Annotated in this window: 10 protein-coding genes; 7 read left to right on the top strand and 3 right to left on the bottom strand. The window is 72.7% G+C overall.

Annotated features, from left to right (window positions below):
- Nucleotides 1-88: 88 nt before the first annotated feature.
- Nucleotides 89-874 (bottom strand): rhomboid-like protein, encoded by a 786-nt coding sequence (locus tag ACZ34W_RS05940; protein ID WP_465602086.1) that lies wholly within the window; start codon nt 872-874, stop codon nt 89-91.
- A 548-nt stretch (nt 875-1,422) separates the two neighbouring features.
- Between ACZ34W_RS05940 and ACZ34W_RS05935 the strand changes: the two genes are divergently transcribed.
- The 7 genes from ACZ34W_RS05935 (at nt 1,423) to ACZ34W_RS05905 (ending at nt 12,151) form a co-directional block, all read left to right on the top strand.
- Nucleotides 1,423-2,160: a response regulator transcription factor gene (locus ACZ34W_RS05935; RefSeq protein WP_209411241.1), complete on the top strand. Its 738-nt coding sequence runs from the start codon at nt 1,423-1,425 to the stop codon at nt 2,158-2,160.
- A gap of 78 nt (nt 2,161-2,238) precedes the next feature.
- Entirely contained in the window at nt 2,239-3,366 is a 1,128-nt protein-coding gene (locus ACZ34W_RS05930; protein ID WP_329489573.1) for a sensor histidine kinase, read from the top strand.
- Between the two features lie 336 nt (nt 3,367-3,702).
- Complete coding sequence (locus ACZ34W_RS05925; RefSeq protein WP_329489572.1) at nt 3,703-7,455, top strand: multifunctional oxoglutarate decarboxylase/oxoglutarate dehydrogenase thiamine pyrophosphate-binding subunit/dihydrolipoyllysine-residue succinyltransferase subunit; 3,753 nt, start codon at nt 3,703-3,705, stop codon at nt 7,453-7,455.
- 256 nt (nt 7,456-7,711) lie between these two features.
- Nucleotides 7,712-9,703: a serine/threonine-protein kinase gene (locus tag ACZ34W_RS05920; protein WP_465602085.1), complete on the top strand. Its 1,992-nt coding sequence runs from the start codon at nt 7,712-7,714 to the stop codon at nt 9,701-9,703.
- A 107-nt stretch (nt 9,704-9,810) separates the two neighbouring features.
- A complete protein-coding gene (locus tag ACZ34W_RS05915) occupies nt 9,811-9,990 on the top strand; it encodes a DUF6104 family protein (protein ID WP_063347844.1) in 180 nt (59 codons plus the stop codon).
- Between the two features lie 207 nt (nt 9,991-10,197).
- Complete coding sequence (locus tag ACZ34W_RS05910) at nt 10,198-11,112, top strand: DUF4097 family beta strand repeat-containing protein (protein WP_329489570.1); 915 nt, start codon at nt 10,198-10,200, stop codon at nt 11,110-11,112.
- Nucleotide 11,113: 1 nt separating this feature from the next.
- Nucleotides 11,114-12,151 carry a PadR family transcriptional regulator gene (locus ACZ34W_RS05905; protein WP_329489569.1) on the top strand — a complete coding sequence of 346 codons (1,038 nt, stop codon included), beginning with the start codon at nt 11,114-11,116 and terminating at the stop codon, nt 12,149-12,151.
- Nucleotides 12,152-12,209: 58 nt separating this feature from the next.
- Here the strand turns inward: ACZ34W_RS05905 and ACZ34W_RS05900 are convergent, their stop codons facing one another.
- Nucleotides 12,210-13,172 carry a zinc-binding dehydrogenase gene (locus ACZ34W_RS05900; protein ID WP_465602082.1) on the bottom strand — a complete coding sequence of 321 codons (963 nt, stop codon included), beginning with the start codon at nt 13,170-13,172 and terminating at the stop codon, nt 12,210-12,212.
- Nucleotides 13,173-13,303: 131 nt separating this feature from the next.
- Nucleotides 13,304-14,500 (bottom strand): NAD(P)-dependent malic enzyme, encoded by a 1,197-nt coding sequence (locus ACZ34W_RS05895; RefSeq protein WP_329489567.1) that lies wholly within the window; start codon nt 14,498-14,500, stop codon nt 13,304-13,306.
- Nucleotides 14,501-14,655: the final 155 nt, after the last annotated feature.

Below are 14,655 nucleotides of genomic sequence, written 5' to 3'. Positions count from 1 at the left end.
TCGCCGGGAGCGAACAAGAAGGGGTCCGGGAAGGGGTGTCAAAAACGCCTCATGGGGGCGCGCACCGCCCCCCGGGAGCACCCGGGAGTCACGCGCGGTCCAGCAGGGCGGTCGCCCCCTGGGCCTGCGCCGGGCCCGTGGCGCCGACGGCCGCCGCCTCCGGGCGCCGCCACCGGGGGCCGGGCCCGTTCCGCAGCCAGCGCCAGAGCACGACCCCGGTCAGCAGCGCCACCGGGTGGCCGACCCCGGTCACCAGGTCCCGGTCGCCGGCGATCTGCTCGGCGACCAGGACGGCGGCGCCGCCGAGCGCGAGCAGCCGCCCGCGCGGCGGCAGCAGCCCGGCCAGCGCACCGAGACTGACCAGCACGCCGTAGCTGACCCCGATGTCCAGGCAGTCCAGCGCGCGGGGCTCCATCCGGCCGGTCGCCACGGCGGTGATCACCACCGACTGGGAGAGCACCGTCGCCGTGACGTGCCCGATCCCGAAGACCGCCGCGGCCCGGACGGCGCCCACCCGGCGCTCCAGCGGCGCGACGGTGAAGGCGAAGGCCCAGAGGTAGGGCATCCAGATCGTCCCGGCCACCCAGAAGCCGCTGAACAGCAGGGCGCGCAGCGGGTGGTGGACCAGGTTGTGCCCGTCCGAGCTGGAGGCCTCCTGCAGCCGGAGCACGAGGCCCGGGTCGGCCAGCCCGGCGAAGGTGGTGGTGGCCACGACCACGGCGAGGTAGCCGAGCGCGAAGGGGTTGCGCCGGGGCGTCGGCACCCGGGCGAGCACCCAGGCGGCCAGGCCGGTCCGCAGGCCGAACCGGAGCATCCCGTACGGCGGCCCCGGACGCGGCCCGCCCACCACAGCGCTCCTCCGCAGCTCCGCCATGCCGCCTCCGCTCCAGACCCGCAGCCTCCGGCCCCCGTCCGGTGCTCAACGTACCGGCGCGCGCCGGAAATCCCGCCTGTGCGACTTGTCGTGACCACGGTACTTCGGGGTCCTGGGAGCCAGCTGGGAATACCCCGTGAACATCATGTGGCGCGCGACTCCACGATTGGTACAGACCTGCACTCCGTCTACGCACGAGTAGCGGCTCTGACCGGCGGCTTGTCGTCAACTGGAGTGCATACGTACCGTTACGCAGTGAAAAATCGGCGGGTAAGGTACTGGCCCGTGCCCACTTCCGAGTGGGTCCGACGGGCGGCCGGACGGCCGGCCCACGGGCCGGAAACATCCGGTCCACCTGCCGGGAAGCACCGGGTGTCCGTACGCTGCGAAGTGTGCGGGAGCGGTGGGCAGTCCACACCTGTCCTCCGACTCCGCAGGCGCTACGGGACGGCGGACCCGGCACAGTCCACGACGGAACAAGACTACGAGCGGAGCCTCGCCATCCCCACAGGTGGCCGGCCCGCAGCCCTGGGGGCGGTGGCGTGACCGTGACAGAAATTCAGCAGGACAACCAGAACAGCGGCGGCACGGTGAGCAGCCAGCGCAGAGTGCTGGTGGTGGAGGACGAGCCCACGATCGCCGAGTCGATCGCGGCCCGGCTGGGCGCGGAGGGCTTCAAGGTCGCCGTGGCCCACGACGGCCCGGGCGCGGTCGACGGGTTCCACACCTGGCAGCCCGACCTGGTCGTGCTCGACATCATGCTGCCCGGCTTCGACGGCCTTGAGGTGTGCCGCCGGATCCAGGCCCAACGCCCGGTACCGGTCCTGATGCTGACCGCGCGTGACGACGAGACGGACCTCCTGGTCGGCCTCGGCGTGGGCGCCGACGACTACATGACCAAGCCGTTCTCCATGCGGGAGCTGGCGGCCCGGGTCAACGTCCTGCTGCGCCGCGTCGAGCGTGCCCAGCAGGCGGCCCGCACACCGGCGCTCGGCTCGCTGCGCTTCGGCGAGTTGGAGATCGACCACGTGCAGCGCCGGGTCCGGCTGGCCTCGGGCGACGTCCACCTGACGCCGACCGAGTTCGACCTGCTCGCCTGCCTGGCCGCACAGCCGCGGGCGGTACTCACCCGCGAGCAACTGCTGGCCGAGGTCTGGGACTGGACGGACGCGTCCGGCACCCGCACCGTGGACAGCCACGTCAAGGCGCTGCGCCGGAAGATCGGCGCCAGCTGGATCCGCACCGTCCACGGGGTCGGCTACGCGCTGGAGGCCCCGCTCTCCTAGCGGCGCCTCGGGCACCGGGCCTCCGGGGGGCCCGTGTCCCGAACCGCCGCGCGGACCCGCGGGGATCACAGGGGACCAATGACCTTTCCACAGCAACGCAACGGCGACGCCGACGGCGCCCGGCCCACGCTGGCCGCCCGCGCCGCCCACCGGGTGTGGGCCGACATCCGGCCGCTCGACCCGGTCCGCTCGATCAAGGGCAAGCTCGCCCTCCTGGTGATCGTCTCGGTCTTCCTCGCCACCGGCATGGTCGTGGTGGCGATCCGCTCCGAGACGCAGATCCGGATCATCATGGTCTTCTCCATGATCGCTTCACTGCTCTTCATGCAGTTCCTCGCGCACGGGCTGACCGCCCCGCTGCGCGACATGACCGCCGCCGCCCGCGCGATGGCCTCCGGCGACTACAGCCGCCGGGTCGAGGTGAGCTCCCGGGACGAGATCGGCGAGCTGGCGGCCACCTTCAACCACATGGCGGCCGACCTGGAGGCCGCCGACCGGCACCGCCGGGAGCTGGTCGCCAACGTCTCGCACGAGCTGCGCACGCCCATCGCCGCGCTGCGCGCCGTGCTGGAGAACGTGGTGGACGGCGTGGTCCAGCCCAATCCCGCGACCCTGGGCGCCGCCCTGGAGCAGACCGAACGGCTCGGCCGGCTGGTCACCCACCTGCTCGACCTGTCCAAGATCGACGACGGCGTGGTGGACCTGGACGCGCGCCCCTTCGAGGTGCGCGAGTTCCTGGACGGCGTGCTGCGCGGGGTCACCGTGGACGGCGCGACGGCCGGCGGGGCCTTCTCCCGGCGCGGGGACGTCCGGCTGGCCCTGGAGGTCAGCCCGGCCGGCCTGACCGGCGTGGCGGACACCGAGCGGCTCCACCAGGTGGTCGCCAACCTGGTCGACAACGCCTGCAAGCACTCGCCGCCCGGCGGCACCGTGACGGTCCGGGCCCGGCCCGGCGGCGAGCCCGGCGCGCTGCTGCTGGAGGTCGAGGACGAGGGGCCGGGCATCCCGGCGGCCGACCGCACCCGGGTCTTCGAGCGGTTCAGCCGCAGCGGCACCGCCACCGCCCAGGGTCCCGGCTCCGACGGCGGCACCGGTCTGGGGCTGGCCATCGCCCGCTGGGCGGTGGACCTGCACGGCGGGCGGATCGAGGTGGCGGAGGCCTCCCCCGGCTGCCGGATCGAGGTCCGGCTGCCCGGCCCGCGGTAGCGCCCGCCCGGGGTCCGCTCGGCGGCCCCGGGCACCCGCCCGCGTCGATCGGACGTCGCCCGCATGTCACAGAAGCGACACAGACGTGGACGGACGATCCAGGTGGCTCCGGGCTATGATTTGTCCGGTTTCATCCATATATAGCGGCTGATCGGAAGCGATCGCTTCCCATCCGAGGCGGCTTTCTAACGCACATTTTCAGCCAACCTGCAGGTCAGGACTGTGATCTGGGCGACGCCTGAGCCCTGGGGACTGCGCGATCACTGGTCAGGGGCGTAGCCTTAATCCCCGCTGTCCAAACATCCCAAAAGGAAGCGGAAGAGGGCGGTTGCCGCCGTGTCGCCACAGTCCCAAGAAACCCCCAACAGCTCGGCAAGCTCCACTGGCTTCGGCCCCAATGAGTGGCTCGTCGACGAGATCTACCAGCAGTACCTCCAGGACCCGAACTCGGTCGACCGAGCCTGGTGGGACTTTTTCGCCGACTACAAGCCCGGTACCGAGGTGACCCCAGTGACCCAGGCCGCGACCCAGGTCGGCCCCACGCCGACCCCCGTTGCCGCCCCCGCGCCCGCCGCTGCTGCTCCGGCCGCGCCCGCCCCCGCCGCACCGGCCGCGCCAGCGCCCGCCGCCGCGGCCCCGGCGCCCGCGCCCCTCGCCGCAGCTCCTGCCGCGCCCCCGGCCCCGAAGGCCGCCGCTCCGGCGCCGGCCGCGCCCGCCGAGACCGGCCCCGAGCTGGTCCAGCTCCGCGGCCCCTCCAAGGCGGTGGCGACCAACATGGACGCCTCGCTGGAGGTGCCGACGGCGACCTCCGTGCGCGCCGTGCCGGCCAAGCTGTTGATCGACAACCGCATCGTCATCAACAACCACCTGCAGCGCGCCCGCGGTGGCAAGGTCTCCTTCACACACCTGATCGGTTACGCCCTGGTCCAGGCCATCAAGGCCTCGCCGGGCATGAACCACAGCTACCAGGTGAAGGACGGCAAGTCGTACCTGGTCAAGCCCGAGCACGTGAACCTGGGCCTGGCCATCGACCTGGTGAAGCCGAACGGCGACCGCCAGCTCGTGGTCGCGGCGATCAAGAAGGCCGAGACCCTCGACTTCTTCGGCTTCTGGCAGGCCTACGAGGACATCGTCCGCCGGGCCCGCGCCAACAAGCTGACCATGGACGACTTCACCGGCGTCACGGTCTCGCTGACCAACCCCGGCGGCATCGGCACCGTGCACTCCGTGCCGCGCCTGATGCAGAACCAGGGCACCATCGTCGGCGTCGGCGCCATGGAGTACCCGGCCGAGTTCCAGGGCTCCGCCCCGGAGACGCTGTCCCGGCTGGGCGTCTCCAAGATCATGACGCTGACCTCGACCTACGACCACCGCGTCATCCAGGGCGCGGCGTCCGGCGAGTTCCTGCGCGAGATCCACCGGCTGCTGCTGGGCGAGAACGGCTTCTACGACGAGATCTTCGAGTCGCTGCGGATCCCGTACGAGCCGGTCCGCTGGGCCACCGACGTGGCCACCACGCACGACGACGAGGTCAACAAGACCGCCCGCGTCATCGAGCTGATCCACTCCTACCGGGTCCGCGGCCACCTCATGGCCGACACCGACCCGCTGGAGTACAAGCAGCGCAAGCACCCCGACCTGGACGTCACCACGCACGGCCTCACCCTGTGGGACCTGGAGCGCGAGTTCGCGGTCGGCGGCTTCGGCGGCCAGCGGATGATGAAGCTGCGCGACATCCTCGGCCTGCTGCGCAACACGTACTGCCGCACGGTCGGCATCGAGTACATGCACATCCAGGACCCGACGCAGCGCAAGTGGCTGCAGGAGCGCCTGGAGAAGCCGTACACCAAGCCGGAGCGCGAGGAGCAGCTGCGCATCCTGCGCCGGCTGAACTCGGCCGAGGCCTTCGAGACCTTCCTGCAGACCAAGTACGTCGGGCAGAAGCGCTTCTCGCTGGAGGGCGGCGAGTCGCTCATCCCGCTGCTGGACGCGACCATCGACTCGGCGGCCGAGCACCGCCTGGACGAGGCCGTCATCGGCATGGCCCACCGCGGCCGCCTCAACGTGCTGGCCAACATCGTCGGCAAGCCGTACGGCAAGATCTTCGGCGAGTTCGAGGGCAACCTCGACCCGAAGTCGATGCACGGCTCCGGCGACGTGAAGTACCACCTCGGCTCCGAGGGCACCTTCACCGGCCTGGACGGCGAGACCATCAAGGTCTCGCTCGCCGCGAACCCCTCCCACCTGGAGGCCGTGGACCCGGTCGTCGAGGGCATCGCCCGCGCCAAGCAGGACATCCTGGACCAGGGCGGCACCACCTTCCCGGTGCTGCCGATCCAGATCCACGGCGACGCGGCCTTCGCCGGCCAGGGCGTCGTCGCGGAGACCCTGAACATGTCGCAGCTGCGCGGCTACCGCACCGGCGGCACCGTGCACGTCGTGGTCAACAACCAGGTCGGCTTCACCGCCGCGCCCGCGAGCAGCCGCTCGTCGATGTACTGCACCGACGTGGCCCGCATGATCGAGGCGCCGATCTTCCACGTGAACGGCGACGACCCGGAGGCCGTGGTCCGCGTCGCGCGGCTCGCCTTCGAGTTCCGTCAGGCGTTCCACAAGGACGTCGTGATCGACCTCATCTGCTACCGCCGCCGCGGTCACAACGAGGCCGACAACCCGTCGTTCACCCAGCCGCTGATGTACGACCTGATCGACAAGAAGCGCTCGGTGCGCAAGCTGTACACCGAGGGCCTGATCGGTCGCGGCGACATCACCATGGAAGAGGCGGAGCAGGCGCTCCAGGACTTCCAGGGCCAGCTGGAGAAGGTCTTCGCCGAGGTCCGCGACGCCGCCCAGACGCCGGCCCCGGCCTCCAACGGCAAGCCGCAGGCGGACTTCCCGGTCAACATCCAGACCGGCATCTCGCAGGAGATGGTCAAGCGGATCGCCGCCTCGCAGGTCAACCTGCCGGACTGGCTGACCGTCCACCCGCGCCTGCTGCCGCAGCTGCAGCGCCGGGCCGCCTCGGTCGAGGACAACACCATCGACTGGGCGATGGGCGAGACCCTCGCCATCGGCTCGCTGCTGATGGAGGGCCACCCCGTCCGCCTCGCCGGCCAGGACAGCCGCCGCGGCACCTTCGGCCAGCGCCACGCGGTGCTCATCGACCGGGTCTCCGGCGAGGACTACACCCCGCTGCTGTACCTGACCGAGGACCAGGCCCGCTACACCGTGTACGACAGCCTGCTGTCCGAGTACGCGGCGATGGGCTTCGAGTACGGCTACTCGCTGACGCGGCCGAACTCGCTGGTCATGTGGGAGGCGCAGTTCGGCGACTTCGTCAACGGCGCGCAGACCGTGGTGGACGAGTACATCGCCTCCGCCGAGCAGAAGTGGGGCCAGCACTCCGGCGTCACCCTGCTGCTGCCGCACGGCTACGAGGGCCAGGGCCCGGACCACTCGTCCGCCCGCCCGGAGCGCTTCCTGCAGCTGTGCGCGCAGAACAACATGACGGTCGCCATGCCGACCCTGCCGTCGAACTACTTCCACCTGCTGCGCTGGCAGGCGCACAACCCGCACCACAAGCCGCTGGTCGTCTTCACCCCGAAGTCGATGCTGCGTCTGAAGGCCGCGGCGAGTGCCACCGAGGAGTTCCTGTCCGGCTCGTTCCGCCCGGTCATCGGTGACACCACCGTCGACCCGGCGAACGTCCGCAAGGTCGTCATCACGGCGGGCAAGTTCTACTACGACGTCGAGGCGGCCCGTACCGAGCGCGGGGTCACCGACACCGCGATCGTCCGGGTCGAGCGGCTCTACCCGCTGCCGGTGGCCGAGCTCCAGGAGGAGCTGGCCCGCTACGGCGACGACGTCCAGTTCGTCTGGGCGCAGGAGGAGCCGGCCAACCAGGGTGCCTGGCCGTTCATCGCGATGAACCTGGTCGACCACCTGCAGGTCGTCATCGGCCGCAGTGCCAACGGTTCGCCGCGGCTGCGCCGCGTCGCCCGCACGGCCTCCTCGGCCCCCGCGGTCGGCTCGGCCAAGCGTCACGCCGCCGAGCAGCAGGCGCTGCTGGAGGAGATCTTCACCATCTGAGCCCGCCCCGGCCCCGGCCGGGCTCGAACGGCCCCGGCCCCCGCGCACACCGCACGGGGGCCGGGGCCGTTCCGGTGTCCCGCGGCCCGTGTGACGGCGCCGTGCCAAGGTTCCAGCTCTGCAACCAAACGGCCACCGACCTGCGAGCACAGCTGACGGGTCGGTAGGTTATGCCTCGCCGGACCGATGCCCGGGCGCCCTCACCGCGCCCGTGACCGACCGGATGACCTCACCGCTCTCCCAGGGGGATCACCACATGACCGCCGACACACCACGGGACGCCACGGCCTCGCCGCTCCCGCCGGTCTTCCAGCCGCTGCACCCGGACGACCCGCGCGAGGTCGGCGGCTACCGGCTCTTCGCCCGCCTCGGCGCCGGCGGCATGGGCCGGGTCTACCTGTCGTACACCCCGGGCGGCCGTCCGGTGGCGCTCAAGGTGGTCCGCCCGGAGTTCGCCGAGGACGGCGAGTTCCGCCGCCGCTTCGCGCAGGAGGTCAGCAACGCCCAGCGGATCCACGGCCTCTACACGGCCCAGGTGATCGACTCCGGCGGCCTGGACTCGGACGCCCCCTGGCTGGTCACCGCGTACGTGCCGGGCCCTTCGCTGCAGCAGGTGGTCCGCGAGAACGGGGCCCTGCCGGTGCGCACCGTGCTGCTGCTGATGGGCGGCATCGCCGAGGCGCTGCAGGCCATCCACAGCGTCGAGGTGGTGCACCGCGACCTCAAGCCGGCCAACGTGCTGGTGGCCGGCGACGGCCCGCGCGTGATCGACTTCGGTATCGCCCGGGCCGCCGACGCCACCGCGCTGACCGGCACCGGCTACCGGATCGGTTCGCCCGCCTTCATGTCGCCGGAGCAGGCCCAGGGCCGCCCGGTCACCCCCGCCACCGACGTCTTCGCGCTCGGCGCGCTGGCCGCGTACGTGGCCGGCGGCACCGCGCCGTTCGGCGACGGCCCGGACACCGCCGTGCTCTACCGGGTGGTGCACGAGCAGGCCGACCTGGACGCCGTGCCGGCCGACCTGCGCGAGCTGATCATGCGCTGCCTGGCGAAGTCCCCCGAGGACCGCCCGAAGCCCGCCGAGATCATCGAGATCGCCCGCAACCACCCGTCGGTCGGCGGGCAGCTGCGGTTCGCCGACGACTGGCTGCCCCGGCAGGTCAACACCGAGATCACCCGCCGCTCGGACCTGCCGAAGACCCCGCCGACCCCGCTGCCGGCCGCGCCCACCGCGCCTCCGAGCGGCCCGCCGACCACCCCGCCGCAGCCCTTCGCGCCGCCGACCCACCCGGCCACCGCGGCCTCCTTCGGCGTGCCGGACTTCGGCACCCCCCGGCCGCAGCCGGTCACCCCGCCGCCGGGCTTCACCCCGCCGCCGCTCGGCGCGTACGGCCCTCCGCAGCCCGGCTACGAGGCCCCCACCGCGCCGGTGCTGCCCTCGCCGCCGACCGTTCAGCTGCGCCAGGAGCCGCCGTCCTACGACACCCCGCCGCCCGGCCCGGTGGTGACGGACACCCCGGCGCCCGAGCCGCGGCGCAAGGGCGTCTCCTGGAAGGTCCTGCTGGTGGTCGCCCTGGTGACGGCCCTCGGCGGCACCGCGGGCGGCGTGGTGCTGGTGAAGAAGCTCGGCGACGACGACAAGAAGAACGACAGCGCGAGCACCGCCCAGCAGAGCCCCGGCAACCAGCCCCAGCCGCTGCCGTCGCAGACCGCGGACGCCGGGGCGGCCGGCTCGCACAGCCCCTCGCCGACCCCGTCGTCCGCCGGGAAGGTGACGGCCGCGCCGTCGGCCACGACCAGCAACGGCGTGACCGCGCCCGCCCGGCCGGTCGGCTACACGCCGCTGCTCGACAAGAAGCCGCTGGCCATCCCCGGCACCGAGGCGTACTACGACTCCTACCGGATCGACCTGGACGGCGGGACGGTCGTGCCGCGCGGCAACGACCTCAAGTGGGGCCTGGGGCTGAACGCCACCGGCAGCAGCAGCAAGGCCAACTCCTTCACCACGGCGGGGGACGACAAGTCCGACTTCGCGGTGATCACCGAGGCCAGCGTGACCCCGGAGCAGTGCGCGATCGCGATCGACTCGCGGCCCGACACCGACCTGTCCTTCAACCGGGTCTCGCCCGGACGCCTGCTCTGCGTCCGCGACCGGCTCACCCGCAACATCGCCATCGCGGTGGTCGAGATCGCCGACGGCACCACCGGCGCCGTCAAGCTCACCGTGAGCACCTGGCGGGCCAGCTGACCGGGCGCCCGCCCGGACTATCCTGACCAGGTCGAATCCCCACCGGACCGGGCGCCCGCCCGGACTATCCTGACCAGGTCGAATCCCCACCGGACCGGAGCGAACCCGTGTACTTCACCGACCGCGGCATCGAGGAGCTGCAGAACCGGCGCGGCGACGAGGAGGTCACCTTCGAGTGGCTGGCCGAGCGCCTGCGCGAGTTCGTCGACCTCAACCCGGACTTCGAGATCCCGGTCGAGCGGCTGGCCACCTGGCTGGCCCGGCTCGACGACGAGGACGACGAGTGACGCGGTAGACCGTGACCGACGGGCCCGGGAGGCACCCGCCTCCCGGGCCCTTCGCGTGCCGCGCCCCGTAGGGGGCGTCTCGGGGTTCGTTCCGGGTCGCTCTCCGGGGCGCCCTCGGGGCCGGATCCCTTGACTTCGCCGTCACGCGATATATCGTCTTTGGAAGAGGACGCGATACATCGCGAGTCGTAACGGGAGGCGGCAGACATGAGCCAGTGGACGGTCGAGGGCCCCGACAGGATCACCATCGACGGGGAGGTCGACGCCCTCCACGTACGGATCGTCGGAGGCGCCGTGAACGTGGTGGCCACCGAGGGCCCGGCCCGGCTGGAGGTCACCGAGCTGGAGGGCGAGCCCCTTCAGGTCACCCTCGCCGAGGGGGTGCTGACGGTCACCTACAAGGACCTCAGCTGGAGCGAGTTCGGCGAGTCGGTCAAGTCGGTGCAGTCCATCAAGTCGTTCTTCGGCGGGCTGCGACGCACCCGCCGGGCCGTGGTCTCGCTGGCCGTACCGGCCGGCGCCAAGGTCAAGGCCGGCACCGTCTCGGCCGGCGCCACCGTCTCCGGCATCACCGCGCCGGTCTCGGTGCACAGCGCCAGCGGCGACGCCACCCTGGTCGGCCTGACCGGCCGGACGGAGGCCCACACCGTCTCCGGGGACGTCGACGCCCAGTCGCTCTCCGGCGACCTCAAGGTCAACACCGCCTCCGGGCAGGTCACCCTGGTCGCCGGCACCTCGGACAACGTGCAGGTCCACTCGGTCAACGGGGACGTCACCCTCGACCTCGACGTGGCCACCCCGTCGGAGATCCGGGTCACCACGGTGAGCGGCTCGGTCGGCGTCCGGCTGCCCTCGCTGGTCGACACCAAGGTCGAGGCGGGTACCAACAGCGGGGACGTCACCAGCACCTTCGAGCAGCTCAAGGTCGGCGGCTCCTGGGGCGCCAAGCGGCTCTCCGGCAAGCTCGGCGACGGCCGGGGCAACCTGGTGGTGACCACCGTCTCCGGCGCCGTCACCGTGCTCCGCCGGCCGGAGGCCGAGGACGACGGCCCCGTGATCGTCAAGGAACTCCCGGCCGGCCCCGACCTCGGCACCGGCCCCGACCTCACCAAGGAGGTCTGAGATGACCCCCGTCTTCGGCCACGGCCGCCTTCGCCTCTACCTGCTGAAGCTGCTGGACGAGGCACCGCGGCACGGCTACGAGGTCATCCGCCTCCTGGAGGAGCGCTTCCAGGGCCTGTACGCGCCCTCGGCCGGCACCGTCTACCCCCGGCTCGCCAAGCTGGAGCAGGAGGGCCTCGTGACGCAGAGCACCGAGGGCGGCCGCAAGGTCTACCGGCTCACCGAGGCCGGCCGGAGCGAGCTGGCGGCCCGCCAGGGCGAGCTGGACGAGCTGGAGCTGGAGATCCGCGACTCGGTGGCCCAGCTCGCCGGGGCGATCCGCGAGGACGTCCGGGACGGCGCCCGGAGCCTGCGCGAGGAGCTGTGGGGGGCGGCGAAGCAGGCACCCCGCCCGGAGGGCGCCGAGAGCGGGGACCCGTGGGCCGGCCCCTGGGGGGACAAGGACGCCTGGCAGCGCGCCAAGGACGAGTTCGCCCAGTTCAAGAAGCAGGCCAAGGAGCAGGCCAAGCGCGCCAAGGAGCAGGAGAAGGCGGCCAAGGCCAAGGCGAAGGCCGCCGAGGAGGAGGCCCGCAGGCTCCGCGAGCAGTCCCGGGCGGCGCGGACGGCCGCCCAGCAGGAGGCGCTGCGGATCAAGCGCCGGGTCGAGCAGCAGGTCCGCGACCACGCGGCCCGCGGCGACTGGCCGACCGGACTGGCCGAGGGGCTCTCCGAACTCACCAAGGGTCTGGCCGGGCTGGCCGACGCCGCCCGCTGGGGCCACCCGGCGCAGGACGCCGAGGCACCCGCCGAGAAGGTCAGGGTCACCCGGATCGACCTCGACAAGGACGAGCCGGCCGGCACCGCCCCGGCCGACCTTCCGGCCTGGACCGCGACCGACCCGGCCGGTGATCCGGCCCGCGAGCTGGAACGGCTGCTCGACCGCTTCCGGGACCAGGTCCGCGACGCGGCCCGGGACGGCGGGGTGACGCCCGAGCGGCTGGCCGAGGCCCGCTCGGTGCTGGGCACGGCCGGCGAGCGGCTGCGCCGCCTCCTGGGCTGACCGGGCCGACGGGTCCGTGCGGGCCGGCGCTCCCCCGGGAGTGCCGGCCCGCCGGCGTTCAGGGGGTGAGCACGATCTTCCCGAAGACGTCGCCCCCGGCGAGCCGGGCGAAGCCCTCCCGGGCCTCGGCGAGCGGCAGCACCGAGTCGATCTGCGGCCGGACGCCGGTGGTGGCGCAGAGCGAGAGCAGCCCGGCCAGCTCCTCCTTGGTGCCCATGGTCGAGCCGACCACCCTGAGCTCCAGGAAGAAGATCCGGTTCAGCTCGGCGGTCTTCGGGTTGGGGCCGGAGGTGGCCCCGGAGATGACCACGGTGCCGCCCGGGCGCAGCGACTTCACCGAGTGCGCCCAGGTCGCGGCGCCGACCGTCTCCATCACCGCGTCGACCCGCTCGGGCAGCCGGGCGCCGCTCTCGAAGGCGGCGTCGGCGCCGAGCTCCACGGCCCGGGCCCGCTTGGCCTCGTCCCGGCCGGTGACCCAGACCCGCAGTCCGGCGGCCTTGCCGAGGACGATCAGGGCGGTCGCCACACCGCCGCCGGCGCCCTGCACCAGCACGGTGTCGCCGGGCTTCACGCCGGCGTTGGTGAACAGCATCCGGTAGGCCGTCAGCCAGGCGGTGGGCAGGCAGGCGGCCTGCTCGAAGCTGAGCCCGGCCGGCTTGGGCAGCAGGTTCCAGGTCGGCACCGCCACCCGCTGGGCGAAGGTGCCCTGGTAGTGCTCGGTGAGGATGGAGCGCCGCTCGTCCGGGCCCACGCCGTGGCCGCTCTGGCCGATCACCGAGTGGACGACCACTTCGTTGCCGTTCTCGTCGACACCGGCGGCGTCGCAGCCGAGGATCATCGGCAGCTTCCCGGCGGGCAGGCCGACCCCGCGCAGCGACCAGAGGTCGTGGTGGTTGAGGCTGGCGGCCCTGACCGTGACCACGCTCCACCCGGGACGCGCCTGCGGTTCGGGGAGTTCGCCCAGCTCCAGCCCGCTCAGCGGGTCGTCGGCGTCGATTCGTGCGGCGTAGGCAGCAAACATGGTCCGGACGATAGCGGCGACGGCCCGGGCCCGGAACAGGGTGTGACTGTGACGCGCGTCCCGGGTTCGGCCGGGAGCGCGGAGCCGGCCGGGAGCGCCCCCCGCCGCAGGGGGCGCTCCCGGCCCGGGCGTCAGCGCCGGGCGACGCCCTCGGCCCGGGCGGCCTCGGCGACGGCCTTGGTGACGGCCGGGGCGACCCGCTCGTCGAACGGCGAGGGGATCACCTTCTGCGGCGTCAGCTCGTCGGCGACCACACCGGCCAGCGCCTTGGCGGCGGCCAGCTTCATGCCCTCGGTGATCCGGGTCGCCCGGACCTGGAGGGCGCCGGCGAAGATGCCGGGGAAGGCCAGCACGTTGTTGATCTGGTTCGGGAAGTCGCTGCGACCGGTGGCGACGACCGCCGCGTACTTGTGCGCGACCTCCGGGTGGATCTCCGGGTTCGGGTTGGCCATCGCGAAGATGAAGGCGCCCTCGGCCATGGTGGCCACGACCTCCTCCGGCACGGTCCCGCCGGAGACGCCGATGAAGACGTCGGCACCGGCCAGCGCGTCGGCCAGCGAGCCCTTGACGCCGGTCCGGTTGGTCTGCGCGGCGATCTCGGCCTTGACGTCGGTCAGGTCGCCGCGGCCCTCGTACACGACGCCCCGGCGGTCGCAGACCGCCACGTCGCCGATGCCGGCGGCGACCAGCATCTTGGCGATCGCGATCCCGGCCGCGCCGGCGCCGGAGATGACGGCCCGCAGGGTGCCGATCTCCCGGCCGGTCACCCGGGCCGCGTTCCAGAGCGCCGCGGTGGTGACGATCGCGGTGCCGTGCTGGTCGTCGTGGAAGATCGGGATGTCCAGCGCCTCCTGGAGGCGGCGCTCGATCTCGAAGCAACGGGGCGCGGAGATGTCCTCCAGGTTGACGCCGCCGAAGGAGGGCGCCAGCCGGACGACGGTCTCGACGATCTCGTCCACCCCGGTGCAGGCGAGCGCGATCGGCACCGCGTCCACGCCGCCGAACTGCTTGAACAGGATGGCCTTGCCCTCCATGACGGGCAGCGAGGCCTCCGGGCCGATGTCGCCGAGGCCCAGCACCGCGGTGCCGTCGGTGACGACGGCGACCGTGTTGGCCTTCCAGGTGTAGTCGTTCACCAGCTCCGGCTGCTCGGCGATGGCCGTGCAGACCCGTGCGACACCGGGGGTGTAGGCGAGGGACAGGTCGTCCGCGTCGCGCACCGGAACGGTCGCCCGGACCTCCATCTTGCCGCCGCGGTGGAGCGCGAAAACGGCATCGACCGGATCGACGGTGTCCTGGGTGCTGCTGTGGATGATCTCCGCTGCCACGATGACCTCTTCGTCATTGATCAGCGAGGACGCGTGGCCGACGGGCGGACGACCCGGCCGGAAACTTGAAACCGGGTACGCCGAGGCGGACCCGGGGAGGGCTGGATCGGGGCGCCGCCGTCGGGGCCGCGCCCTCGGAATGAGGGTTGTGTAAC

The sequence above is a fragment of the Kitasatospora sp. NPDC022856 genome (assembly GCF_055561235.1).
This window is presented reverse-complemented; position numbering and strand designations above follow the sequence as displayed.

Excerpts from the sequence above, each read along its gene's own strand:
- ACZ34W_RS05940 (WP_465602086.1), bottom strand. The coding sequence starts at position 874 with ATGGCGGAGCTGCGGAGGAGCGCTGTGGTGGGCGGGCCGCGTCCGGGG.
- ACZ34W_RS05920 (WP_465602085.1), top strand. The coding sequence starts at position 7,712 with ATGACCGCCGACACACCACGGGACGCCACGGCCTCGCCGCTCCCGCCG.
- ACZ34W_RS05900 (WP_465602082.1), bottom strand. The coding sequence starts at position 13,172 with ATGTTTGCTGCCTACGCCGCACGAATCGACGCCGACGACCCGCTGAGC.
- ACZ34W_RS05930 (WP_329489573.1), top strand. The coding sequence starts at position 2,239 with ATGACCTTTCCACAGCAACGCAACGGCGACGCCGACGGCGCCCGGCCC.
- ACZ34W_RS05910 (WP_329489570.1), top strand. The coding sequence starts at position 10,198 with ATGAGCCAGTGGACGGTCGAGGGCCCCGACAGGATCACCATCGACGGG.
- ACZ34W_RS05905 (WP_329489569.1), top strand. The coding sequence starts at position 11,114 with ATGACCCCCGTCTTCGGCCACGGCCGCCTTCGCCTCTACCTGCTGAAG.